General features: G+C 37.1%; 18 protein-coding genes. 10 read left to right on the plus strand and 8 right to left on the minus strand.

The annotated features are described in order from the left end of the window. Nucleotides 1–365 precede the first annotated feature (365 nt). A complete protein-coding gene (locus ACTQ9T_RS13325; RefSeq protein ID WP_440465373.1) occupies nucleotides 366–1,088 on the minus strand; it encodes a hypothetical protein in 723 nt (240 codons plus the stop codon). After that, nucleotides 1,000–7,308, minus strand: coding sequence for a hypothetical protein (locus ACTQ9T_RS13330; protein ID WP_439267075.1), 6,309 nt, complete (start codon nucleotides 7,306–7,308; stop codon nucleotides 1,000–1,002). The genes ACTQ9T_RS13325 and ACTQ9T_RS13330 overlap by 89 nt, the downstream gene beginning before the upstream one ends. 265 nt (nucleotides 7,309–7,573) lie before the next feature. Between ACTQ9T_RS13330 and ACTQ9T_RS13335 the strand changes: the two genes are divergently transcribed. From ACTQ9T_RS13335 to qatD, 4 genes are read left to right on the plus strand one after another with little or no spacing between them, the layout of a single operon-like run. After that, entirely contained in the window at nucleotides 7,574–9,340 is a 1,767-nt protein-coding gene (locus tag ACTQ9T_RS13335) for a KAP family P-loop NTPase fold protein (protein WP_439267074.1), read from the plus strand. Continuing rightward, nucleotides 9,340–10,089, plus strand: a complete 750-nt coding sequence (locus ACTQ9T_RS13340) for a hypothetical protein (protein ID WP_439267072.1) — start codon at nucleotides 9,340–9,342, stop codon at nucleotides 10,087–10,089. The genes ACTQ9T_RS13335 and ACTQ9T_RS13340 overlap by 1 nt, the downstream gene beginning before the upstream one ends. Continuing rightward, complete coding sequence (gene qatC / locus ACTQ9T_RS13345) at nucleotides 10,086–11,384, plus strand: Qat anti-phage system QueC-like protein QatC (RefSeq protein ID WP_439267070.1); 1,299 nt, start codon at nucleotides 10,086–10,088, stop codon at nucleotides 11,382–11,384. Before ACTQ9T_RS13340 ends, qatC begins: the two co-directional genes overlap by 4 nt. Next, complete coding sequence (qatD, locus tag ACTQ9T_RS13350) at nucleotides 11,381–12,112, plus strand: Qat anti-phage system TatD family nuclease QatD (RefSeq protein WP_439267068.1); 732 nt, start codon at nucleotides 11,381–11,383, stop codon at nucleotides 12,110–12,112. The genes qatC and qatD overlap by 4 nt, the downstream gene beginning before the upstream one ends. Nucleotides 12,113–12,576: 464 nt before the next feature. Here the strand turns inward: qatD and ACTQ9T_RS13355 are convergent, their stop codons facing one another. Together ACTQ9T_RS13355 and ACTQ9T_RS13360 are read right to left on the minus strand one after the other, a co-directional pair. Beyond that, complete coding sequence (locus tag ACTQ9T_RS13355; protein WP_057758591.1) at nucleotides 12,577–12,855, minus strand: hypothetical protein; 279 nt, start codon at nucleotides 12,853–12,855, stop codon at nucleotides 12,577–12,579. A 225-nt stretch (nucleotides 12,856–13,080) separates the two neighbouring features. Beyond that, complete coding sequence (locus ACTQ9T_RS13360; protein WP_225735171.1) at nucleotides 13,081–13,302, minus strand: helix-turn-helix domain-containing protein; 222 nt, start codon at nucleotides 13,300–13,302, stop codon at nucleotides 13,081–13,083. 124 nt (nucleotides 13,303–13,426) lie between these two features. Here ACTQ9T_RS13360 and ACTQ9T_RS13365 point away from each other — a divergent pair, with 124 nt between their 5' ends. The 5 genes from ACTQ9T_RS13365 (at nucleotide 13,427) to ACTQ9T_RS13385 (ending at nucleotide 21,131) form a co-directional block, all read left to right on the plus strand. Beyond that, nucleotides 13,427–13,642 (plus strand): hypothetical protein, encoded by a 216-nt coding sequence (locus ACTQ9T_RS13365; protein ID WP_020442991.1) that lies wholly within the window; start codon nucleotides 13,427–13,429, stop codon nucleotides 13,640–13,642. A 2-nt stretch (nucleotides 13,643–13,644) separates the two neighbouring features. Next, nucleotides 13,645–14,820: an Arm DNA-binding domain-containing protein gene (locus ACTQ9T_RS13370; RefSeq protein ID WP_439267065.1), complete on the plus strand. Its 1,176-nt coding sequence runs from the start codon at nucleotides 13,645–13,647 to the stop codon at nucleotides 14,818–14,820. Between the two features lie 118 nt (nucleotides 14,821–14,938). Continuing rightward, nucleotides 14,939–17,476 (plus strand): hypothetical protein, encoded by a 2,538-nt coding sequence (locus ACTQ9T_RS13375; RefSeq protein WP_420230169.1) that lies wholly within the window; start codon nucleotides 14,939–14,941, stop codon nucleotides 17,474–17,476. Further along, nucleotides 17,476–20,541: a tyrosine-type recombinase/integrase gene (locus ACTQ9T_RS13380; protein ID WP_439267064.1), complete on the plus strand. Its 3,066-nt coding sequence runs from the start codon at nucleotides 17,476–17,478 to the stop codon at nucleotides 20,539–20,541. The genes ACTQ9T_RS13375 and ACTQ9T_RS13380 overlap by 1 nt, the downstream gene beginning before the upstream one ends. Beyond that, a complete protein-coding gene (locus tag ACTQ9T_RS13385) occupies nucleotides 20,538–21,131 on the plus strand; it encodes a hypothetical protein (RefSeq protein WP_057758583.1) in 594 nt (197 codons plus the stop codon). Before ACTQ9T_RS13380 ends, ACTQ9T_RS13385 begins: the two co-directional genes overlap by 4 nt. Before the next feature lie 209 nt (nucleotides 21,132–21,340). Here ACTQ9T_RS13385 and ACTQ9T_RS13390 read toward each other — a convergent pair whose 3' ends face one another. Beyond that, nucleotides 21,341–21,730 carry a DUF6122 family protein gene (locus ACTQ9T_RS13390; RefSeq protein WP_025652669.1) on the minus strand — a complete coding sequence of 130 codons (390 nt, stop codon included), beginning with the start codon at nucleotides 21,728–21,730 and terminating at the stop codon, nucleotides 21,341–21,343. A 360-nt stretch (nucleotides 21,731–22,090) separates the two neighbouring features. Here ACTQ9T_RS13390 and ACTQ9T_RS13395 point away from each other — a divergent pair, with 360 nt between their 5' ends. Further along, complete coding sequence (locus ACTQ9T_RS13395; protein ID WP_420230164.1) at nucleotides 22,091–22,477, plus strand: hypothetical protein; 387 nt, start codon at nucleotides 22,091–22,093, stop codon at nucleotides 22,475–22,477. A 40-nt stretch (nucleotides 22,478–22,517) separates the two neighbouring features. Here ACTQ9T_RS13395 and ACTQ9T_RS13400 read toward each other — a convergent pair whose 3' ends face one another. From ACTQ9T_RS13400 to tatB, 3 genes are all read right to left on the minus strand, one after another. Further along, nucleotides 22,518–23,810: a hypothetical protein gene (locus ACTQ9T_RS13400; protein WP_439267061.1), complete on the minus strand. Its 1,293-nt coding sequence runs from the start codon at nucleotides 23,808–23,810 to the stop codon at nucleotides 22,518–22,520. A 136-nt stretch (nucleotides 23,811–23,946) separates the two neighbouring features. Next, on the minus strand, nucleotides 23,947–24,768 hold the full coding sequence (gene tatC, locus ACTQ9T_RS13405; RefSeq protein ID WP_439267060.1) for a twin-arginine translocase subunit TatC: 822 nt from the start codon (nucleotides 24,766–24,768) through the stop codon (nucleotides 23,947–23,949). Next, a complete protein-coding gene (gene tatB, locus ACTQ9T_RS13410) occupies nucleotides 24,765–25,151 on the minus strand; it encodes a Sec-independent protein translocase protein TatB (RefSeq protein ID WP_201569659.1) in 387 nt (128 codons plus the stop codon). The genes tatC and tatB overlap by 4 nt, the downstream gene beginning before the upstream one ends. Nucleotides 25,152–25,179: the final 28 nt, after the last annotated feature.

Consider the following 25,179-nt stretch of genomic DNA (forward strand, 5'->3'; position numbering starts at 1 on the left):
AGGCTTTTTTATGTCTGAAAATTTCTTTGAAGTATTTATTTATAAGGGTTAGTGGTTATATATTCATCAACTCTTAAGAGGCTGTCCACTCTCTAATAATATAATCACGATAAGTTTGCATGCATGTACTCTACCTTTTAAAAATCGGTGACCAAGTGCTCGGTGACCAAACGGTGACCATTTTGTGACCAAGATTGTTGAAAGTTGGTTGTGGTAACGGAGCCCTATAATTTATGCTTATTGACAAGTTCAGTAGCTTAAAATTTAAGAATCAAACTCAGTTCGAGATAAAAAATAAAAACGTCCTATCAGTTCATCCGTAATCATTTTTTTAGTTTGAATACAAAATGGTATGGCCTACAATTTCAAAGGTTCGTGACTGATTGGTTCTTTTCCAAGTCAGATATTTCATCCTCAATAGCCCCCATAATACTTTCACTTAATGATTTGAACTCTTCCATAGTTGCAAGCTTACCTCTCAAAGACTCTATTTTATCTTGGTTTGTTATCGACTCATCTTCATCTGGATAAAGAAACTTAAATTTGATAACAGGGTCTTCTAAAAGCTGGCTTATTTCAGTGAGCCAATTCTTGGTATCTTCATCTATAGTTTCTTTGATAGCTTGATTAATACAAAAATAGATAAGAATACGTGCATTCTTATCTAAAACCTTCGTCATCTTAAGCCAACTATTCAAATCAGTGTCATCTTTATCTGAAGAGAATTGGGCAAATGGATTAGGTAAGTATCTATTATTTTGATTGCCAGGGTTTAGCGAATTTAATGTTTCTAAAACGGGCTCAAGATTTTCAAATGGACGTTTGCCATCAGGAAATGAAGAATGTCTTTCCCAAAGCTTAAGTATAGTGTCAAAGCACTCTTGCTTAGTATCCTCATTATTAGTTTGTTCAACTAATAATATTTTTTCAGCGATATAGTTACACATCCATGCTGTTATTTCGTCAACTTCATCGTTTTTAAAATTATCAATTAAATGCTTACCTAAGTTGATAACCCTTTGTTGCGTCTCTAAGCTTTCCATCTGCAGATAAGAGGAAGGTTTTGCTATAGGGTGGGATATATCCAATGTCATCGTCCTTGCTCCAACTATTATATGAGTCTTTATATGTTCTTTTGATATTCAATTGAATAGCAATTTCTACATTCATTTGCTTACATATGAGAGTTAATAAATCTAGAGACGCTAATGCCTGATTACCATTCCTCATATAATCGTCATTATGACTTGGTTTGTCTTCGCTCCAATATTTGCTTTGTAAACACACCTTATCATCAAGTTGCCAGTTTTTCATATCATTGCTATAAGTACAATTAATTACTTCTGTAATAGCAGAGTGTAGTTTAAATGGCTGTATCCTTCTGACACCACCAAGAAACGGATCCATAGAGCCAACACCGTACCTTTCCTCATCTAACTCAAGTAGTTTTACTACTGTAAACACTTTGTCGTCATGTTCATTATCAATCGAGCAAAAGTCATAGAGGAAGCATTCGTGGATATAGTTCTCGTGATTGATAGTCGTGTTTAATAAGGACTGACTGAAACGATTGGGTACTAATATACTTTTGAATGAGACCCGTTCGATTCTACTATTTTCAACCTCTTCCCATTCACCTTCTACATTCAACCAAGTGCTATTACCTTGAGTGCTAACCAGCAAATCAATAAAATCATTCTCTTTTATTTGCCATTGCCATTCTTTATTAGCATTTTCAAGCACCCAGTCTCTTCTCTCGATAGGTATGTAATCTCTGCTTTCTGATAACAATTTTAGATTATCATCTAGTAATAAATGCCTATCTAACCACTCTAACCAAGATGATTTTTCGTGATAGCTGACCTGAACAACTGGCATAGCTTTAATCAATTTTGAAGCTACCGCAAACATCAAATGATAAGAGATATAAAAACTATAACTATCAATATCGGGATAACTACCATCTCTACCATGCATATCATACTGACGTGAATTGCTGTTTAGCTTTTTCCACAGATTTTTCCTGCTATCGTTTATCCACTTGCCATCAAGTACCATCTTCCATTCATTAAATAAAATATCCTTTGCTATGTCTTTTATTTGTTTTAATGAAATTCCAAATACTCTACCGAGCGGTGGAAGCCACGACTTATCAAAATCATATCCAAAATAGAATTCAGGTAAGTCATTAAAATTTTGGTTTTGATGCCAAGGTGAATCGGTAGAATAGCTATATTCTTCACCAGTAATAGCGGAGATTTGAGAAACAGCTATTTGCTTAATATGATCAAAAGTGGACTCATCAAAACTATTGGGGATACTTCCATAAATTTGCAAGCATATTTGTTTGGCATAATACTGAAGTAGAATGCCTTGGCTATCATCAAGGGCTATGGCGACAAATTCTTCTTTGTGTTTTAGTAAAGGAGTTACACTAATATGAACACAGCGAGTTAGAGCAACTAATAAATATAATTTTGCATGTAATGCATAAAAGTCATAGGCTGGTGGAATGAAAATATCTAACACACCGTTAGATAGACAGTCCATCAGTAAGTCTATTTCCTCATAACATTCCAATTGATATAATCGTATTACTGCATGTACAGCTCGCCAGCGCTCCTCTACAAAAGGAGACCCTAGGTTTGCATATATATAATTAACTACTGCATGCTCTATGCTAGTCGGTAATAAAAACTCATCCTTCCATACGCCGTCTGCATATTCTGAATCGATGTACTTTTCAAAACGGGAGAGACCGAAGTCTACCAAGTCTTTAGCTTCTGCAACAGTTAGTTGCGATGCATAATAACGGGCAAACTGAAACAGTGAACCTGCATCCTCAATCAGTCCTGTTTCCGATAATCCTTTAGTTGCCCCTAAACGAACAGCTTCTCGAGAATCTTCATTTAAGATAAAGCAGTCTAAGTGATTTTTGTCATACCTATTATTCAAAGTAAAATTACTCGGAAACCTTGAGGCAAGGTTGGTTACGAATGATGGCCAATGCTGCATTACTGCAGGCTTGGCTTTCCATTCGTCTGGAATAGCTTCAAAAGCGTTTTTAATGTCATAGAAATCTAACTCATTTGAATTGATGACAATATTCAAAAATTTCACTGCTTTTCTAGAGGTGACTTTTAAAAAACAACCCTGCCAGAAATAATTATCATACTGCCTAGCTTTCCTTTTAATTTCATAAATGCTAAAAGCCTCTCTAAAACCTGTTGAAGTTAAGATATCCAAATGACTATATCTATCAAACCACTGCCTACTTCTATCGACTTTCTCTGGTTTTTCATCTATATAGGCTGATTTTGTACCCTTTATTTCGTAGGATTTGCTAAGCTCATTTATGTAAACAAGCTCATCATTATGTAGTCCATAATCGTTTGCTAGTGCTTCGATAGTTTTCCATTGCTCGCCCGTATAACTTTTAGTTCTTAACTCACTAACGATCTGATCAAACATTTTTTGCTGACTTTGCTTGTGAGGCACTGTAGTAATAATTACATCTAGAAAATCGACTACACTGCCGCTAAAAGAAAATGCTGTTAATGACCATAAAATGATTGGGTTAATGATCCCTAAATCTAGTGTACTTTTGGCAATTATTGCTACTGAACGCCCATGCAATCCCACATCTCTTTCTTTCCATCTGTTTGCTATTGCAAATGTAGATATAGGTGACAGCTTTAGGCAAGTAGATATGATTTGTTGTTCATTCCAATAATTCTGTCCTGTACTTGAATCGCCAACCAACTCCGCTGCTCGCATATAACGATGTGCAAGCTCTGAACTATATTGCTTATCTTCAACACTACGTTGAGCTATAGCAGATATTGCTTCCCATCGGTCGACCACTTCATTACCAAAATTTGTGGCTTTTTTTAATCCTGTATCAAAATAGACGGCAGCATTTTCTAGATCAATAGCTAAAATAGATCTAGAGAAATTTAGATAGTTATCAGAATGAGATTCTGGCGACTCTTCGTGATCAAATTTGTGCAATATCTGCTCTAATTTATTTTCAAATATATCAACCAACTCACTAAGCTTAGAATGATGGCAACTAGCTCTGACAAAATAAAAATTATCTTTAAAACTATATTTAATTGAATCAATTTCCACTTGTTTAATGAATATATCTACTATGGATTGTTCTTTATTAAATAATAGGATATCGAATTTGACCTTGGTCGCTAAATAAGCTTTAGGATCATAATCTTGATAGCGATCAGAATATTGCTTAATAAAAATATCTATGGTTTGTCCTATAACGCCTACACTAGTAACATCTACTCCAACAAGTGTTTTTACCCTTAAAGTATACAGTGGTAAAAACTCATTGATTAGAGCACAACTATCTTTAAATTCCTTTTCTGACTCGTAGCCTTTTTTATCATCCCTTTGAAAGCATTTTTTGATAAAGACTTCATGATCTATCTTAAAGCTATTTTGAAAACTTGCTTGTAAGGATAAAAAACGTAAGAAATTCTCTACTTCGTCCCCATAAGCTCTTATTTCTGAAAGAGCATATGAATATGGTAGTTTATAATAGTAATTTAGTCCTCTTCGAATATTTTTTACAGATAGCTTCTGAATAAGGCAAGCTTCAAAGAATGATAAGAAGGTACGATTAGAATAAGAAGCTCTGTGATAGCTATATTCGCTAGATACTTCAAGTCGTGTTTTAGGATTAATAACGATACTAAGACACCGTGTCAGGCATTCTCGTGGTGGTGTTATACCTACTTGCATAAGTACTTCAGTCGCTGCAAGCACAAAACTAGGGTTATCTTTTCCATAAACTACCATTTGAGCTACAGTAGCAATATTACCTCTATCAATTAACCTTTTAAGAAACTGTAAACCTATACGATAAATCGTCTCTGGTGGTTTCCACCCCACAATAAAATCCACACTATCCTTGCTTCCAAAAATATTAAAATGTGCTGAAGCAAGCTCTACAATATCAATATCTTCAAGCTCTTCATCAAAGAAATCCTCGTGCTCTTTGTTATTGCTATCTCTTTTTTCAAAATAGCGATGCATAAAGTGTTCAGCAGAACGCAGATAAACTGTAGCCTGTCCTTTTGAATCGGGTAAGCTTGCGAGTAATGACGCCGAATACACTAACTCAGAACCTTGCCATTTTCCTCTTATGACCTTTTTGTGGGCTAGCTCCGTTATTCTGCCTTCTGATAGATTTTGAGTGACTAAATCAATATTATTTTTGAATACTTCATTTTGCCGTTCATTAGTAGCAATTTCTTCACCCGCTAGTAATGCAAGTTTAGTAGCGTTATGAATACGATTAACTTTTAACGAAGCTTTAAAAGCATATTGTAAACGTGTGATTTTAATTAGGCTCTTATCGTATGGACTGCCTTCAGGTAGGTATTCATCAGACAGTGCCAGTGCCACTAACTCATCATACTTTTCAGACTTATGAAGTAATATGGGTAGAGCTTCAGCAATATATGGGCTAACGATATCAAGGCGTTTGATAGCATTAATATAGTTTGATATTTGATCTTTGGTTGCACTAAAGTTGTCTTGAAACCATTTTTCAGTAGGTTCGTCCCGAAACTGAACAGCGTGGTCTGTTAGCCATAATGGACGTCCTAAATCTGCTACAAAGCTTTTTACCGAATCTACTGGAACATTTGCAATAGTGGCCAATACGGATAAAGGAATAAAGGGTGGTAAGGTTGCCAATCCTATACAAATGCTATCGATGTCCTGTCTATAAACTAATGGGAAGTTATCTTTTAATTCATTAACAGCTTTTGCTAACTGTCTTTCTATTAAATCCTCAACAGTTATGATTGTTGAGTCAAACGACAATAGCAACTCATGTAAGGACTCATAGTTCAAAGCTAATGCATTGGCTTGCACTCGAGGGTTACCGCCTGTCAAACTATTAAACTCTTCTGCTTGCCCTATATTTACATCAGCATAATATTGATGCAAATTTTTTAGCGTTTCTTTAATGGTAAAAGGTGATAGCTCTAGTGGTACGATAGAGCTTGGTGGATCAAGGAGCTCCAACCTTTCAGGCCTACAGGTAAACACCAATCGACAGTTATCTGGCACACTTTCCTTTAAGATCTGATTAGCAAAGCAACTTTCATTGAACTCATCTGCCGCCATCATAGCGTTATCCACAGCATCAAATACGATGACCAGTAATGCTTGAGGGTGATCGGCTGATAAGTTACTACAAACTTCATATATCCTGTCTAGAAACTGGCGAATCCAATGTTCATCAGGCTCATTTCTAGTAGGGATAATTTGTAGACAATACCCATCTTTGGCTAATTCATTAATAACCTGAGTCATTGCACTTTTAACAGTATGTCGTTTTTCGCTTGTCTTACGATAGCCTCCGTTACCAAAGCAGTCATAAGCAATCACTATATTAGGTATAGTTAAAATATTAACTAAATTACTGCTTAGAATTGACTTGCCTATACCCCCTGACGCCGTAATGATAGTATGAGTATTAGCGGATTGAATACTATTGATTATAATGTCTTGCTGTTGGCGAGGAATATAGTTAGAAGGTAGCGCTTCAAACTTTGGCGGTGCAGGAAAGAAGTCATTAATATCAGTTATATTAAAAGCTTCAAGAATATCTTCTTTTTTAATAACATTGGACTTATGAGGTTCTATACGCTCTCTAACTGTTTCTACCAATATACTTTCCATATCGGTTATATTTTTTGATACCCAAACTCGAGATAATTCTTTATGTATATTTTGCTTTTGTACATTAAAATCGCCTTCAGTATCATACAAATTAAGATGTAAACAGAATTCTTTTAATTCTGTGTCACTAAGCTTGGTATAACTTTTTAATGTATTGAGAGAACGAATATCTGCAGGAAGACCTCTAGCAAGGTTGTCGACAGTTTTTTTAAATTTAGGACATATTTTTCTATTGGTTATTACAGTAAACTCAAAGTCTGAATAATTTTTATTCTTTTTAGCATCTATAAACCTTTGAGAAAATCCAATGATAGTGTCTTTGAGGTCAGATATCTTAAAGTCTTCATCGGCTCTAACCGTAGAATGTTTTAGCTGAAAGTATTCTACCGACTTTTCACCATTAGCTGACTCCCTATACTCGGCTAAATCAACAACATTTTCACCACCTTGATTATAATCGTCAGAGCCTTCTATCGTAATATGAGTTAAATCAGTATCGAAATCTAATAACTTTAAGCATCTTTTGACAGCCCAGCGATAGTGAAAAATATCACCAGCTCTTGAAAAATTAATGGATGTTACATTCTGATTCATAGAAAATGATTCGTCCAATATGATAGTTGAAAAAAGCTAGGAAATATTTCATGACTTGCAAATTACTATTTGAATTCAAATATACCAACACTCCACAAAAATTGATAGGTACAAGCAATCTCATACATCAAGTACTGTCGCATCTAGCTAAATCAAAACTAAAAAACATCTAACAATACTCAAAAACTACCATATCCATTCAAGTTTATATATGCACAATAGTTTATAATTATTGTTTATGAAATTATATAAATGAGATGAAATTATGTGGTCTGACGTTGAATCAAGTGAAGATTATCTTAATTTTGGTGAAGTATCGGATCTTGCGGTCGATATTTTATCTGCTAAAAATATGCTACCTATTTCAATTGGAATTTTTGGTAACTGGGGAGCAGGCAAGTCTTCGCTTCTCAAGCTTATTGAAACTAAACTAGAAGACGACGAGCAGGACTATATCGTAATAAATTTTGATGCATGGCTTTATCAAGGTTTTGATGATGCAAGAGCCTCTCTTTTAGAAGTGATAGCAACTGAACTATTGAAAGCATCTAAAGAAGATGAAACTTTATTTAAAAAAAGTAAAGGGTTATTGAACAGAGTTAATGGTTTCCGAACTTTGGGTTTGCTTGCTGAAGGAGCCGCACTAGCTTTCGGTGTTCCAACTGGAGGACTTATTGCCCGAAGTGTTAGTACTATTGGTGAAGCAACTAACGGGGTTCAAAGTGAAAGTGAGTATGTAGCAGGTCGTGCTTTAGTAGGAGATGTGAAGAATGAGTTTGATAAAACGATAAAACCCAAAGAGTCCGAAACCCCTCCTGAGCAAATTCACGCTTTTAGAACAGAGTATGAAGAAATACTAGAAGAGCTAGATAAGCCAGTCGTAATTATTATTGATAATTTAGATCGCTGTCTACCTGTTAATGCTATTCATACACTTGAAGCGATTCGATTATTTTTATTTCTTAAAAACACAGCTTTTATAATTGCTGCTGATGAAGAAATGATTAAATCTTCAGTTGCTGAGCATTTTAAAGGTAGCACAGATAGACACCAGCTTGATTACATCGACAAACTCATTCAAGTGCCTATCCGCGTACCCAAAGCTGGTGTGAGAGAAATTCGTTCCTACTTATTTATGCTATATGCAATTGAAGCTGGAATTGACTCTACTAAACTAAATAACCTTAGACAGGGATTAGAAGCTGCTCTACAACAGTCTTGGAAAGATGACCCTATCACTAGAAATGATGCGTTAGCTCTGCTCGGATTTACTGAGGATAACGAATTAGCAAAATCATTTGAACGAGCAGACCGTATCGCTCCAATATTAGCTAATTCACCAATTATTCATGGAAACCCTAGAACCGTGAAAAGACTTTTAAACGTAATAAAAATGCGTTCTAAGACCGCTGCGCGTCGCAATATGCCAATAGATGAAGCACTTATAACTAAACTAGTAGTATTTGAACGATGCGCTGGAGCACAAGCTACAAAAGACTTTTATAACTGTATTGATAAAGAACGGGGAAAACCTAGTTTCATTTCAAGTTTGGAGTCCGGTAAAGATGCTGATCTCCCTAAATCATGGACTGATAATCCAACAACAACAGCTTTTATAAAAGACTGGGCACAGCTTGAACCTAAACTATCTAACACTGATTTAAGACCTGCAATATATTTATCTAGAGAAACTATACCTATAGGTACATACATCACAGGTATATCTCCAGCAGGTAGAGATATTTTAGATGCGCTTATAGTTACGCAAAATGAGGCATCACAGACAGCAAAAAGACTTATGCAAACAATAGTGCTAGAAGAAGAAGTCCCTATTATGGAAGGTCTCATTAGTCATCTTAGGACAGTATCAGATTGGGCAAATAAGCCAATAGGTTTTGCTGGTGCTTATATTCTTGCAGAACACTCTGAAGCTTCAGCAAATATATTAGTCAGGTACTTAGGTAGCCTCAATGAACAGCCTGTATGGTTGAAGCGCGTTTTAAATCAATCATCGTGGTCTAAGGAGCAGTAATGGGAACTTCGCAATCTAGCCCAGGACCAGGAGGAAAGTCTCCTTTAATACCACCTTGGGCTGATGACACACCTGAGCAAGCTTTACCAAATTCAGGAAATCGTCGCTATGCTTCTTTCAGAGAGTCTTTAGGTAGAGCAGTATCAAACGGTAGTAGTTCCGATTTAAGAAAAGCTGTTGGGCATTATGCAAAAATTTCCAGTGGAGGAAGTGCAGCAGCAGTAAGACGCATGGGTAGTGCGACCAGTGTAGGTTCACAACTATTTGGTTTGCTAACTAGTGGTAGTGGTACCGGTACTTCAGCTATCAATTTAGATAGTCTGAACGGTCTACCTGTTGACATTGCAATATCTAGGATAACGCAGTCTCTTGCAACTGAAGATGGTGATTCAGAAAAAATAAGAGCTGCTATGAATCTATCCTTAGCCGAAGCGTTAGAAGGCATAGAAATATTCGATTCTCAAAACGTCACAGCTGAGATTATTACCAATACAATGATAAATTACCTATGTAGAGTTATTTTTGTACAATTAATGATGGATTCTGGGGGTGCATTTGACAAAGCTGAAACGCCTAAACAAGCAATTCACATAGAAAACTCTTTATATTCATTAATTGATGTAATAGTAAATGAGCACATGGCAGAAAGGCTTTCTAATAATATTAGTACATTAACACAAGTTCAAGTTAAAGAAATTCAAAGACAAACAATTATTGATGTATGGATAGAATGGGAGAATTACGCATGACTGAATTGGTATTTCATCATGATTGTCAACAACTCCCCCAAGCAAATGAGTCCTTAATTCCTGTTCAATTATATGGCATAGATGGAAAGTCTCGGGGTGATATAAGTGTTATAGGTAATCCAATAACAGAGAAAATTCAGCGTTTAGGCGTTGAAGTCAATTCTAAAGCAATCGATTTCTTATCTATCGCTTTAGCGGTTACGGCAGCTGATACTTTTGTATTGCGTTCAGAAAGCCCAGATGGCTGGACACGACAGCTTTCACTAAAAATCCCATTGTGTGAACCAGATTGTTGGATTGCTTTGCAATCACAACTAGAGAAAGCTTTACACTTTTTAAGCGGCGACATGTGGAATTTAGAATTCACAGAAGGAGGTTTTGCGCCTCCCCTTATCCCCCAAGATAAAAGATTTAAACTCACCCAACTTGATAATCTTAATTGTGTGAGCCTGTTTTCAGGAGGACTAGACTCAACAATAGGTGCCATAGATTTATTAGATAATGGGTATAAACCTCTATTGATTAGTCATGCATACAAGGGTGATAGTGCTTTTCAAAAAGAAATCGATCAAGTTTTATCAGGTGAATATTCTCGTTTCGAAGTAAACGCAGATCCTCATAAGGCAATGGGTATCACCGATATCACGATGCGTACTCGCAGTATCAATTTTCTAGCTTTTGCAGTTGTAGGGGCAAGCGCTATACAGCAAAGTAACAGTTTACAGAATGTCGATTTATACGTACCTGAAAATGGATTTATTTCCCTAAATGCGCCTCTTACACCTAGACGTATTGGTACGTTAAGTACAAGAACAACTCATCCTCACTTTATTAAAAGTATTCAGAGTATTTTTGATCAAGTTGGTATTGAATGTACTATCATTAATCCCTATCAGTTCAAAACTAAGGGTCAAATGGTTTTGGAATGTCAAGATAGAACGCTACTTGCAAACTTAGTAAATAAAACAGTCTCTTGTAGCCATTGGAAACGTAAGAATCAACAGTGTGGAACTTGTGTACCTTGTATTATTCGTAAAGCATCTCTGCACACAGGAGGTATTCAAGAAAATATAACTTATTTTAAAACACTTACTGATGTATTATCTGATCCTGACCATCGGGATGATGTTATGGCGATGCTAATTGCTATAGCACAAAAAGAGCATAAGAATATTAGCACTTGGGTTCTAAATAGTGGGCCTTTACCTGAAAACGAGCTAGCAGATTATAAGACTGTGTTTACTCAAGGTCTTGATGAAGTTAAGCTATATTTCGAATCAAAAGGTGTGTTATGAAAATAGATATGCATTGTCATTTGGATCTATATCAAAACCCATTTGAAGTAGCTAAAAAATGTGACGATAGAGGCATATATTTATTATCAGTAACTACGACTCCCAAAGCATGGGAAGGAACCAAATTATTAGCACACGGCAGTTCTCGTATTAGAACAGCCTTGGGGCTACATCCCCAGCTTGCTCATCATCGAGCACACGAGCTTGAGCTGTTCGATGCTCTACTACCTGAAGCGAAGTATATCGGTGAAATTGGTCTTGATGGAGGAACTAACTTCAAAAATCATTGGGACATACAGTTGAAAGTTTTTCGCCATATCCTAAAGACTTCGCACAATTCTGGTGGTCGGATTATGAGTATTCATAGTATAAAGAGTGCTTCTGAGGTTCTAGATGAGTTAGAAAGCATTGATGGTATTCCTTTACTTCACTGGTTTACAGGTACTCAGGGACAGCTTAAAAGAGCGATTAATATGGGTTGTTGGTTCACCGTTGGTCCTGCAATGCTTAATACTAAAAAAGGGCAAGCTTTGGTATCAATGATGCCAAAAGATCGGATTCTTACTGAAACGGATGGCCCGTTTGCAAAGTTCAATAGAAAGTCTCTAATGCCATGGGATAGTGATATTGCTACTAAGCAGTTATCTGAATTGTGGCACATACCTGTTGCCTTAGTTCATGAACAGTTAGAAATGAATCTAAAACATCTAGTAAAGCTTAATCATTAATCAGAGCAAGCCTCAACTTTTCCCCCTCGTTTCGATACATCTATAAATAAATCACATTTGCAAAAAAACCAGAGAGCATTAGCAATCTGGTTATCAAGTACATTTCAAATTGTTACCTACCAACTGTAAGCTGCCCGCCAGAAAAACTAATACATGATTCGCAGAACCAAGATGATTGTTTTCTGATATAAGGTATATCCGCTGGTACATCAAGTTGATAAGGCCGTCCACAGTACTCACAGTGCACATCATCTAAGTAAGCTTGGCACTCCGCTAATACACCAAACAAAATATGATAATCAACACTATACTGTCTACAGAGCGTTTCTATATGCTCTACATACCGTCCATTATGCCCGTATGCCCAATAGTCTTCACATAGTTGTATGTCGGACTGATCTGCATTGGCGCTAAAAATAAGTTTTAAGCTCATGGTTATCTCCAAACCAAATAGTTAACGTTGATCACAACGAATAAGGAATATCGTAGTGATTCATAATGTCCAAAAATTTGGTCTCAAGATTCGTTAATGCATAATGATTTAGCGCTAACCCCTCATTGAGCTCACGTTGAACCCATATCCTAACCGCTTCATCATTGTAGAAAAGGGGGTTAACGCCTAGCATTCTTGCTAACTGCGAGCCCTGTTGTATTTGCAGGTTTACCATAAGCTTGGTAGATAGCGATATCGCTTCGGCACTTAACCAGATTGAAGCATGCGGCGATTTAATAAATGTGTTCATGTATAACCTCCTGTAGATTAATATTTCTTTCTGTTAGTCGTAATGACTTCCTACAGATTGAATTATACATACATTTTTAGCTGATGCAACTCAAAATAACCTTCTATAGAGCTTTTTATTACTTAATAGAACATTTAACTCATTTGAGAAACTATATTGCTGCGTATTATTTGGTGTAATAACTGATAAGCGCAGCACTATCTTGAATTTTAAAAGGAGGAAAGTTTATTCTTCTTCCTTAACTAGCTCATAAAGGTCGCCCACTTCAATATCCAAATATAAGCATAGCTTTTCTACTACCTCTAGATCCACTCTGGTCGCTTCTTCGTTATACATACGTGTGATTGTGCCTCTGTTGACATCTGTATCTCTAGACACATCGGCAATCTTAAGTCTTTTTTCGCCCATAATTCTAGATAAATTACATTTCACCATAACCTCCTCCATAATAAAATAACCTACTGTAGATAAAAATGTCTTGCAAAAGATGATTTTTAGTGTAAATTATGTTCTATAGCAGGTCATAAAGCTATTAGATAATAACACTTTAATCTTTAGTAAGGATTTTACTATGAGTTATACCTATTTAACAACCGAAGAGCTGTCACAACGTATTAAATATGACAGCAAGACCATACGCAATCAACTTAAGGATGCGGTATTCATTGAGGGCGTTCATTACATCAAACCATTTGGAGGTAGAAAAATCCTTTTCATATGGCAAAAGATCGAAGAGTTAATGCTGACAGGCTACGACGATACCATCCCGTTTGCAGCGGGAGCGTAATCATGGCAAGTATCAATAGCCGTAATGGCAACCTATATTTAGATTTTCGATACATAGGCCAACGTTGTAGAGAGCAAACCTTGCTAGCAGACACTAAGTCTAATCGAAAGCGTCTAGAAAATTTCGTTAGTAAAATGCAAGCAGAGATTCAATTAGGTAGTTTTCGATATGAAAACTATTTTCCGCAGAGTAAAAAGCTTGAGCAGTTTCAAAGCTTAGAGCTCATGAGATCAACGAATAGCCATAAGGACTCAAGCTCAGACTTTGATTGCTTTAGCAGAGTTTGGTTAGAGGAAAAAAAACCGGAATGGCGGTGCTCTCAGATAACTAATGTAGAAAACATACTTAAGATTTATCTACTTCCCCATTTTGGCAATGTGCCACTAAATACCATCAACAAAGCTAAAATAATGGCTTTTCGGGGTAATCTAGTCAAGGAGGGAAATAATGGACGGCTTTTATCAGCATCTCGAATCAATCACATTATGACCCCATTACGTATGGTGATTACCGAAGCATCTGAGCGTTTTGATTTTGAGAACCCTTGGAAGAATATAAAGCCACTAAGTGTACCTAAAAGTAATGTTAGTCCTTTTACCTTAGAGGAAGTCATGCTCATCATTGACAACGTCAGAGTAGACTATAAGCCATATTTCACAGTACGGTTTTTTACAGGCATGCGTACAGGTGAAATTGACGGTTTACCGTGGAAAAATATTGACTTTGAACGTAGACAAATCGTTATTGATCAAGCAATTGTTGGAGGTGTTATAGGTGACACTAAAACTTCCGGCTCTAATCGTATTATCCACATGAATCAACTGGTTTACGATGCATTGATTGAGCAGCAGAGCTTCACTAAACATCGAAGTGAGTTTGTGTTTAGTACAAAAGCAGGTACTCCTTTGAGTCATCGCAATGTGACAAAGAGAGTTTGGTATCCGTTATTGCGATATCTGGAGCTTGATATACGTAATCCCTATCAAAGTAGACATACGGCTGCCACTCTTTGGCTTGCTGCAGGCGAGTCTCCTGAATGGATTGCTGCGCAAATGGGTCATAGCAGCACTACAATGTTATTCACAGTGTATTCACGTTATGTGCCCAATCTAACTCGTCAGGATGGGAGTGCTTTAGATAAGCTACTGATAGAGCGAGGTATAATACAAAATCCATGAAAATACCTATGTTTAACAAAAAGACATCCAAATAGATGTCTTTTTTCGATTTTAATGCTGGATGCTTTACATTAATGAAGCTACAGTTATTTGAATGACTTGTAACGGTAGCAGCATAATGGCTAATAAAGATAGTAACTCTACAAATATTAAGGATTGGTTGAAGCTAAATCTCCTTGATTTCGCTAATGGCAATGATCTTGAAATATTACTTATCGAGCTAAAATTTTTAAAAGATACCTTACCTGAGCAATTTAGATCAGAATTGAAAGATGAGTATCGAACATTGTCTGAATGGATAAAAACATTAGATGTGAATAGTAATTTGACGAAGACGCATGAATTACAGATATACGAAAATGGAATTGCTCATAAAGTATTTTTAGAAAATATTAGAAAGCCTCATCTGCATTTAAAAGATCTCTATCTAATTACCTTTTTAATCCATCGAGCAGACTCGTCTAAAATAAATACTATCCGTGCTGTCTACTTTTTTCTATGTTTAAGGATGGTTGAGTTAACTGACTATGATAGTCGAATTGAAACTACGCTCGATGAATGCAGATTTTTAACGAACAAAACTCGTGAATTTTTAGTTCCGTTTTTACCTGATGTAACAGAATTGAAAAGCCTAAAGGATATTGAGGAGTTTCTTATTAATGCTCAACAAAACGATAGCTACACTAGATGGCTTGATAAGCGGCCCCTAACTTTTGATTTTGAAATACAGAAGTACAAGAATAGATTATTAAGTAAAGAGACATCTCTATCATCTGTTGAAGCTCAATTTGAAATCAATGAACGTATAGCTAAATACCTTTACGAATATATCTTACCAATCGAAAACTATTTCAAAAATGACTCCGGCATTACTCGCGTGACGACTGAGACTCATAAGATTATAAGTATCTTACAGGATAAAGATGATATCACTGGCAATACTGTTAGCGATCTCACCTACATATCAGAAAATGCTAGCGAAGCAAATGGATTTGAAGACCAAGAACGCCAAGACGATGAAGAGCAATCGTTTGAGCAGGTTAATTTCGAGCAACCTACAAACTACTATCTAGATAAAATCAGAGCTGAACAACAAGTTAACTGTAGACATCAACGGACTTTAAGTCAGGTAACTGATGTAAATGTTGCACATGCTGATGAAGTACAGATTTTAGTCACATATTTACTCAATAGTCTGATGAGTTTAGATATCAGAAGTATAAATGCTGACAACAATGATGAACAAGGTACTTTAAACATTGAATATGATCTAGACCATCAAACTTCTTTATATCTACTAATAATTTTATTGACAGGTAGATCTGAACTACTTATCTCAGAAGATTTTAGGGAGAGTTATTTATGCTATCGGTATCCACTAGAGTTTGCACCTACTCGTAGTAAAGTTCAAGAAAACTGGGATTCTAAACTATGCGCAGATAATACATCTACTCTCAATCTTTTCTACCCTATTGCAGTTGGCAATATATATTCTCATCTTTTACGTAACATAAGCACAAAGGTTTTGGAGGAGGTCAAACAAAAGGCCAGTGAGGCTCTAAAGGCTATAAATAAGAAGAGCAAAACTAGATTAACTTTTAATAAAGTTAAGAACTATTTAGAACACTACCTCATACAGAGTGGTCGAGATCAAGCTTTAGTTAATGTTCTAATTAGCAAACCAATACACCATTCTTCAGCACTTCCTTACTTTAATGTTAGCCAGCTAGATTTATTCTTATGCCAATATGATTTTAATGAGCATTTGTATGATATAGCATTTAATACAGTCAGCGATGAATCCAAATGTAATGAAGAATATCAATTTTTTGAATTACCTGACGAAAGAGTTACAGGATATTGGGATAAACAAATAGGTAGTGTTTTAGCCATAAGAGAAAGCCGCTTAACATCTATAGTTAGCGATTTAATCACTCAGATCAATTCTGCCCTTTGGGATAAAAAAACTCTCAATCCTAGATCTATAGTTGACCTACATAATATTTTTACTGATTATTTATATGTTCTGCTCTCGGTCTCAAGCGGTTATCGTCCCGTACGTGAACCTTTTGGTAGGCTTGTAGATATAGATGTTAGAACTAAAAAATATTTTATTAGCGACAAGGAAAACCGTCAACATACTCGAGGCAGATATATTTATCTACCTGATATAGCAAATCAACAGATTGAGCAGTACATCAAGTATTTAAAGAGTAATGCCTTTATTTTAAATAGTCTGGGTAATAGTCTAGGTGATATTTACTCAGATATTCTTGACAGTAATATTGGCCTTATTACTTATCTAAAGCTGGATGAAAAAACTAACACTATTACTGAAGTTAGTCTTACCAAAACATTTATTCACGGAAGACTGTCTAAAATTTTAGATCTCCCATCAAACTGGCATCGTCACTTTATACGATCTTATAAAAGCCTAGAAGTTGGAATCTTTTCTGCTAAGCCTAACTCATCATTATCTAATAGCTTCGGTCACGATGTAATTGGCGCTTGGATGGGTCACGCTGATGAGCTTGGTTTTGACTACTACGATAAGCACAGTGGACTTAGAAGGAGCGAGTTGCGCCGATTCTCTGATGAGCTTAATGGAATAATTAAATATAACGGCTTTAAAGTCATAAGTTTGGAGACTAGATAATGGCTCAGCGTAAATCAGCTATTGACCAGCGTTCAGAAAATAGACATAAGGAAACCTCGAAGCGTAAAAACTTATCCAAACGACTGGTCAAAGAGTCTATAGATTTTGACCAAATTATTGCCTCAAGTGATCCTCAAACAATATTTAATGCTATGTGGGAGCAGCTTGATAAGAGATTATCAGAAAACAAACACTTTCAGGGCTATCTTAGTTATGTAGAAGGATATAACGAAGCAGTAAACTGCTGTCAAAACTATATTGAAGATAAGGACATTGCTATTGGCTTTCCAAAGCTTATCGTTACCTCATACCGTCCAAAGTCCTTTAGAAATAAAGTGACCTTTTCTGAAAAAAAGCAAATATTAGATTTTTATTTATATTGGATGGATAGTATAGCTAGCAAAGCTTACGAGATTACTATCACAGATTTGATGCTATCACTGATTTTCCACAGTGCTATATTGAGAAAGCCAGTATTGCAAACGATTATATCTCGCATCAGTGACAAATCATTAACTATAGAAAGCATATTTGAACTGCCTGTAGTAACTCTCATTATTGACGACGATAGCTATCATACTAATACTTATAGCAATTCAAAAGCGGTGCATGAGGTAAAAGTCTTTTTATCGCCATTAACGAGCTATTTGATCAAGCTCTATGTCAAAGGGAATGAAACTAGAAAATTAAAGTCTAGTACTGATGTTCAAAATCTTTATCAAATGTTAAAGATGACAAAATCTCTTAGCCAAAATCACCTATCTATGACTTTAGAAGAGTTTTTGATAGGTGCGGTCTATGTTTTAGAAGATTATCTATTTTTAGATCTGCCAGAACATACTTGGTATCTACTACTTGGTTTGGAGACGACATATGGCCTGTCAATAGCTAACTGGCAGTCTTTAATCTTTAGCATATCTCATAAGCCCACTACTAAGATAGCTATTAACATTGAGTGTCACAAAGATGTCGCAGTGGAACCTAAAAAAGGCAATCCTACCATTACCGTTGAGATTGCAAAGCTATTGAAAACGACTAAAGATGAAAAAACCTCAATGGCTAGATTCACAATTGGTCTCAAGCAGCTATATGAACGTTTATTAACGAACGACGCTCCTTTGAGTGAGCTTGCAATCGTAGGTTGGTTACTGACGAAAACAGTGACTAGTAAAAAGGTAAGCAGCATGCGGACTCATAGCGGTGGTATTACGAATCGCTGGTTATCATTAACTCAAGGTGTTGCATTTGAGGATCATACTGAAGAGGATTATATTCAACTTTATAGCGAACTTATCGAACTTGGTAAGTCTAAAGACGCTCAAAATGCTATTGCCACTAATATTGATGAGATACATGCATATTTAGTTAATCATCATGGCATTGAACCTATTGCACCTTTTTCATCTACCAAGCGAGCGCATCATAGGACAGGCTATCTTTCAGAAACCATGTTTCAGGCTATTCTTAATAATGCTGACAATCTTGAAATGACTAAGGATGAAATAGAAGCGGTGAAGCTCGCTTTGATTTTAGGGCAGCGCTGTGGACTCAGGATAGGTGAAATAGTTAAGATTAGATTAAAAGATGTGGCTATAACTTCAGCTTATCTAGAAGTGCGTAATAATAAATATGGTAATAATAAAACGGGTTCTGCCTTAAGACGGACATTGTTAGAACAACTTTTAACAAATTCAGAAATGTCGTTTTTCAAGAGAGTCGAGCTTAGGCGTGGTAAAAGTAAAGGGGATACCTTAATCGCTAATCAAGCTGGTATGGCTTATCGTGCCAGTGATTTGTCAAAAACCATATCTCAGTTAATTAAAACTACAACAGGACTTTCTCATCTCACGACCCATCATTTAAGACATAGCTTCTTAACTAATTTTCAATTAATGTCATTTTTGTATGATAAAGCTAATGCTTTTAATGGGCATCAATGCTCTCAAACTTTAAAAGACTTATTACCTTATGACGAAGACAAGTCTTGTAAAATATTGGCTTATATTGAGACATCCCTACAATACAAAAAAATATATGCCTTAGCTGGAGTAGCTGGACATGCCAGTCCTAGCACTACTTTTGACTCTTATGTGCATTTGACTGACATTCAGATTGGATTGCTACTTTGGCACATGGATTACCAGTTGACGGCTAGACACTATAAATTACTAAGCGTTCCTAGACGTAGGGAAAAGCTGTTAGGTGCTACACCTACTGCAATTAATTATTATTTGCTTAACAAGCTCAAACTTAAACCACTGCCTAAACCAAAACATAGTGAACTACTAAAGACAGAAGATAAAACATCTACAAAGCCAAAAAGATATTCATTCGATGAAGTCCGTCAGACTCTTGAGGTACATGATAAGGAAGAAGATTTCAAGGAAAAAATGGATATTTATAAGCTTGATCAAAATACTTTTGAAATATGGCTTAATAACGCTCAGCAGTTGCAAGATCACCCTTCTTTTAAAACCATACATGGTAATTCAAGATTATTCGCGCCTGATGATAATATGAGCTTATTACCGGTATTCGACAGGTATGTCGAAGATAACAACATACTCATGCAGATGACCAATAAATTTCGTGACTTATATAAGATAGAAAAAAGACGAGAATCTATGCTTCAGTTTATAGCGCATACGCTTATGAACTCCCAATACCATAAAAATCATATTAGTTTTGATCAAGCATTAGATCTATATAGCTATATACAAGTATTAGGACAACTAGTCTTTAAAAAAAATATTAATTTAAAAATATACCATTATGCACAAGCTAGCGATGATGATAAAGAGCAATGGAAGCCTGTGATGAAATTACTTGCCTCATCTCAAATAAAAAAGTGCAATGTAGCTGATAAATTAAACGGCAAGATATACAAAAAGCAGATCCGTGCTGAATTATCACTATCTAGCCAAACTGAGCAGACTAGGCTTAATAATAGAGAGAAATCAAATCTCCCAATCAAGCAATGGACCGTTAGAACTTTACAAATTTTCTGTCATTACGCTTTCATTATGATAGGGCAAAGAATTAATTTAGGAGATCACAAGCCATGAATCTGTCAGCAAAGTCTATCAGCATTAATAGTAGCACTAAAATTAGTCTTCATCCGTTGGCTAGCCAACTAACTAAGCTAATAGTGAAAGCCTACTTAAGTGGTGGTCAAGAAGCCTATATTAAATCTATGCAGACTAAGTTTGATTGTTATAACAGTTTACCTATTCATAATGTATCGTTAGTAAATAAGGATGTGAATGAGTATTTACTCATTGGTGGTTGTTTTTCACCTGTATTTAACCTCAAAGATATTAATAACAACAATACTATTTTCTTAAGTTATAAAACCTCTAAAAAAGACTCTAAGCCTGAGCATAAGAAACAAGTTAAGAAAGAATTTGATCAGGATGTGATTGACTTTATATACATGGACTTTATCCGAGCAATATCAATACTCTCGTTAGCTAAACCTGGGCTTATGTATCCAAGCCTTAAAACAATAATGCAAGAGTATAAAAGTCAGATATGGAGTGAAATATTCAATAGGGAATCAAAAACCCCAAAAGATTACATTTTATTAAATAACGTCGCCGATCTGCTTGATACAACACGTGGCACATTGAATAGTCATACTAAACTAAAGAAGTAGCGGTTAGTTCTTTCCGCTATGCCTGATTAGAAACAGAGCTATCTCACTAAGCTTAGAGTAACAAGCTAGACAACCTTAATCCTCGAATTGGAACACAAGCGATCTAATGCGAGGACTTATTCAGGATTGGATAGCGATATATCTACTTCTAGGAGTCATTAAAGAGATGATTTATGAGAGAGATACAAAGGGATGTATTCACAACCGTATTAAAACTTAATAGCTCTGCCTAACCACGCTACCAACTCACGGGCAGGAGCCTGACTCAAACACTGTGGACAATTAATATAGGTCATTATACAGTCATTTAAATCAGTCAACATATGCAGTAATAACCCTAAACCAATTATCTTATAGGGCTTTGGTAAAAACAACATGCCCGCATATACTGCCATCGCATAATAAGTATGTAGCGGATGGAAATTAATACTACAACGATTGGGCGAAAAGATAGGTGTCGCTAGCAGATGATCTAAATCAACTAGCATGGTTGCTATTAGGATCAAATAAACTCGCTTATAGTCACTACGAAAAAACATATAAGCGATAATCAACGGCATGCCAAAATGTAGAAAATAATGGATAACGGTTTGACTCATCGCTTTTTCCGAACTAAGAGGGTGTTTTAAAAATTGTCCTAAGAGTATCATACACGATCTGAGGTATACCTTCACACCTGAAAGACAAGCACGAATCCACCACCTGGCGTATGGAAGTTAGTCACCTGACCTTGATAAACACGCGCAGCAGGCAACATACTAATCTGCCGTTAAGAGACGCCAGTAAGCGGCGTTTCGGTCTGGTAACGACGATCGAGTAAACATGAAATTGTATTTATTGCTATGGCTATTTTTGGAGGAATGATGACTCTTGTAAGCCTATCCCGCCGAGCAGCGACATCAGCAGTGCTTGCCCTGATGGTATGGAGCGTAAGTTTCTTTCTCCATTTTTTTTGGGAGATGGCACAGGTACCTTTCTTCTCCGGCATGGCCGAAGCGAGTCACTGGGACGTAGTCTGGCTTTGTACACGTGCGACCGTCGGTGATGCCAATATTGCTTTTGGCGCTTACGTGCTTGCGGCATTGTTTGTAAAAGACTGGTTCTGGATTGCAAAGCCGTGGCGTCTGTCGACTTTATCGATATACCTTGGCGTTGGCCTAACTATGACAATACTCTTTGAATACTGGGCAACTGGCGCTGGCCAAAGGTGGAATTATAGTGGGCTGATGCCTGATGTTCCGTTATTAAGCATAGGTGCGTTGCCGCTCGTTCAGTGGGTGGTCATTCCGATACTGTTAATCTATACTGTCAAGTGGATGTTCCTAGGTTGGCAGATATCCAATTAATAGAGGTTAGCATTAAGAGCAGTTGGTGCTATTTAGCTCATTACACCTGAAAGATGGGCGCAAACCCACCTCCTGGTGTACGGAAATTAGTTGTCTGACCTTGATACACACGCGCCGCAGGTAGTAGCAGTTGTCCGTCATACGTATAAAGACGTATATCCACCTTTCTCGTTGTTACAGTGTCATCAATTTTTATTGATCGCTCTCCTGCAGGAACAAAGGTCTGTGCGATATAATCCTCATCAAGAATGTTCTCAAAAACGCGTCGAGTTAGCTTGCTACCGCGATAGACCCCTTTGCTTCCATGACCAGCAACTGGCTTAAAAAACAGCTGTCGCCGAGTACGCCACAACGCTGCTGCCTCGTCTCTTGATACGAGCTTAGTCCTTGGCACAGACTTTTCGAGACATTCTGCTGCTGCATCATTCAGTCCCCAAGCGCGCAATGTCTGCGGATCGGATAGCAAGGTCAGATTGTGCTTATTAGCCAACATAGCATGGACATGAGGATTAGGCGTTACTACCACAGCACCTTCTAGATACGCATGCTTAAGCAGTGCATGGTCAGGCTCCTCAAATGCGAAGTCGACCAACCGATTATAGATCATATCAATGGGCTTACCATGCGCTGTCAGCTTGCCATCGACATAGTCGAGTTCAGAGGGATCTAGTATCACAGTGTCAATGCCTCTAGCTTGGAGCAGTTGACGTGCTAACTGGAACTCCAAAAACATGAACTGACTCTTAGGATCATTATCCACGATGGCTATTCGGTTGGGCATAGCAACAGCAGACTGTCGTTGCCATTCCTGTTTGAACATAGTAAACACTGACTCCTCAAATGTATCTAGCATTTGAGTCGTTGCAGCGCTTTGCTGTGAGGCATTACAACAGCGTTTTTGTGCGCGAGCGAGCAACACATTCAGAAATGCGCCACCAGCATTGGTATTGACTTCGATGAGCTGAGGGCTATCACGACCCAAGTGAAAATCATAGCCCATCAGAGCCCCTATTGGACCTGGGTCAAAAGCAGCGATTTTGGGTGCCCACGACATCGCTTGCGCTTGATACGATGGCAGCTTGGCAGCCAACTCGATAGCGTCAACGATCCGCTCCATCGTCGCTATCTCTGTTTTGGGGACGAACACTGGTGTTGCTGAAAAAAGTTTATTAAGCTCATTCGCTCCTATTGGATTGCTTTTAGTTTCCATTAATTGATCTTGAAGGCTTGTATTGAGCGCTTTACGATCGAGGGTAATGCAATAGCACTCTTGATTCAGTTGATTTGCAAGACCGTCATTAGTTTCTTCGTTGTTGCTGGTTAAGTGTTCCATTTAAACCTCGTCGTTAAGTAGAGTGCTTACGCTGACATACTCTAGTAAACAGCAAAAAACAAAAGGGGTATTTGGCGTTTTTACGATGATGCTAGTTGCTTTTTAATGTCTCACTTCCTGAGTCTAAAGCGGTGCTTCATTCCTCTTTGATTAACATTTTTGCTAAGAATAAACCCAACTCAAACAATAGCCACATAGGAATCGCTAGCAAGAGCATGGATATGCCATCAGGCGGTGTTACTACCGCTGAAACCGCAAAGCAGCCGACAATGATATAACGGCGCTTGTCTTCTAAACTCTTAGTAGAAACGATTCCAACCATTATCAGTAGTAAGGTAACCACTGGAATTTCAAAAGTCAGTCCAAACACCATAAACAACTTGAGGGCAAAGCTCAGATAACTGTCAATATCGGTCATCGGTATAACGTTCTGCGGCGCGAATAGGATAAAAAATTTCAATACACCTTTGAGCACGACAAAGTAGGCAAAAGCAACACCCGTATAGAATAAAAATATCGAAGATAACAGCACAGGAATAGCAATTTTCTTCTCTTTCTTATATAAGCCAGCGGCGACAAACGACCAAATTTGATACAGAATATAAGGCATCGCTAAAAATGCGGCGACAAAAATCGTTAAGCGAATGGGTGCCATAAAGTTTGACGTGATGTCGGTGGCAATCATAGTCGAATTAGCTGGCAACTGCGCTACCAATGGGTCTGATAAAAGATTATAGAGCTCGCGTGAAAATCCTACCAATGCTAAGAAAACAATCAAAACGGCTACGCATATTTTGATGAGATGCTTGCGTAGTTCAATCAAATGTTCAGTAATAGGCATATCACTGAGCGCATTCAGCACATTATCAGCCTCATCACTATGGGCAGTGTCTGGAACTTTAGTATTTGTATTCGCTAACTTTTTTTGTCGATTTTTTTGGCGTTTAAATAAGCTCATTCATCCACCTTCTCTATAGATGAAGAAGAGGAAGTATTTGGCTGATGATCTTGCTGATGAGAAGACATTGGCTGATATGAAGTATCTAAGCTTTGATTCTGCGAGTCTTCAAACTTTTGCATACTACCGCGCATCTCTGCTAGTTCACGCTTCATATCTGACTCAGTCTGACGGATTTTTACAAGCTCACTTTGTATTTGTTGGCGCGTTTCAGCCAGATCTAGCTCAGCTTCTATTTCAGACTGTAGAGTGGATACTGTACGGCGCAGTTTGGCATACCATTGCCCAGCCGTACGCGCAGCCTGCGGCAGTTTCTCTGGGCCCAATACGATTAAAGCAATGATGCCAAACAAGAGTAACTCGGAAAACCCGATATCAAACATAACAGTCACATATATTAAAAGACTATTT

The sequence above is a fragment of the Psychrobacter sp. ASPA161_6 genome, from assembly GCF_051970285.1.
GTDB classification, from domain to species: Bacteria; Pseudomonadota; Gammaproteobacteria; order Pseudomonadales; family Moraxellaceae; genus Psychrobacter; species Psychrobacter glaciei.

Coding starts and splice junctions, on each gene's coding strand:
- ACTQ9T_RS13330 (WP_439267075.1), bottom strand. CDS start 7,308: ATGAATCAGAATGTAACATCCATTAATTTTTCAAGAGCTGGTGATATT.
- ACTQ9T_RS13335 (WP_439267074.1), top strand. CDS start 7,574: ATGTGGTCTGACGTTGAATCAAGTGAAGATTATCTTAATTTTGGTGAA.
- ACTQ9T_RS13340 (WP_439267072.1), top strand. CDS start 9,340: ATGGGAACTTCGCAATCTAGCCCAGGACCAGGAGGAAAGTCTCCTTTA.
- qatC (WP_439267070.1), top strand. CDS start 10,086: ATGACTGAATTGGTATTTCATCATGATTGTCAACAACTCCCCCAAGCA.
- qatD (WP_439267068.1), top strand. CDS start 11,381: ATGAAAATAGATATGCATTGTCATTTGGATCTATATCAAAACCCATTT.
- ACTQ9T_RS13355 (WP_057758591.1), bottom strand. CDS start 12,855: ATGAACACATTTATTAAATCGCCGCATGCTTCAATCTGGTTAAGTGCC.
- ACTQ9T_RS13360 (WP_225735171.1), bottom strand. CDS start 13,302: ATGGAGGAGGTTATGGTGAAATGTAATTTATCTAGAATTATGGGCGAA.
- ACTQ9T_RS13365 (WP_020442991.1), top strand. CDS start 13,427: ATGAGTTATACCTATTTAACAACCGAAGAGCTGTCACAACGTATTAAA.
- ACTQ9T_RS13370 (WP_439267065.1), top strand. CDS start 13,645: ATGGCAAGTATCAATAGCCGTAATGGCAACCTATATTTAGATTTTCGA.
- ACTQ9T_RS13375 (WP_420230169.1), top strand. CDS start 14,939: ATGGCTAATAAAGATAGTAACTCTACAAATATTAAGGATTGGTTGAAG.
- ACTQ9T_RS13380 (WP_439267064.1), top strand. CDS start 17,476: ATGGCTCAGCGTAAATCAGCTATTGACCAGCGTTCAGAAAATAGACAT.
- ACTQ9T_RS13385 (WP_057758583.1), top strand. CDS start 20,538: ATGAATCTGTCAGCAAAGTCTATCAGCATTAATAGTAGCACTAAAATT.
- ACTQ9T_RS13390 (WP_025652669.1), bottom strand. CDS start 21,730: ATGAGTCAAACCGTTATCCATTATTTTCTACATTTTGGCATGCCGTTG.
- ACTQ9T_RS13395 (WP_420230164.1), top strand. CDS start 22,091: ATGGCACAGGTACCTTTCTTCTCCGGCATGGCCGAAGCGAGTCACTGG.
- ACTQ9T_RS13400 (WP_439267061.1), bottom strand. CDS start 23,810: ATGGAACACTTAACCAGCAACAACGAAGAAACTAATGACGGTCTTGCA.
- tatC (WP_439267060.1), bottom strand. CDS start 24,768: ATGAGCTTATTTAAACGCCAAAAAAATCGACAAAAAAAGTTAGCGAAT.
- tatB (WP_201569659.1), bottom strand. CDS start 25,151: ATGTTTGATATCGGGTTTTCCGAGTTACTCTTGTTTGGCATCATTGCT.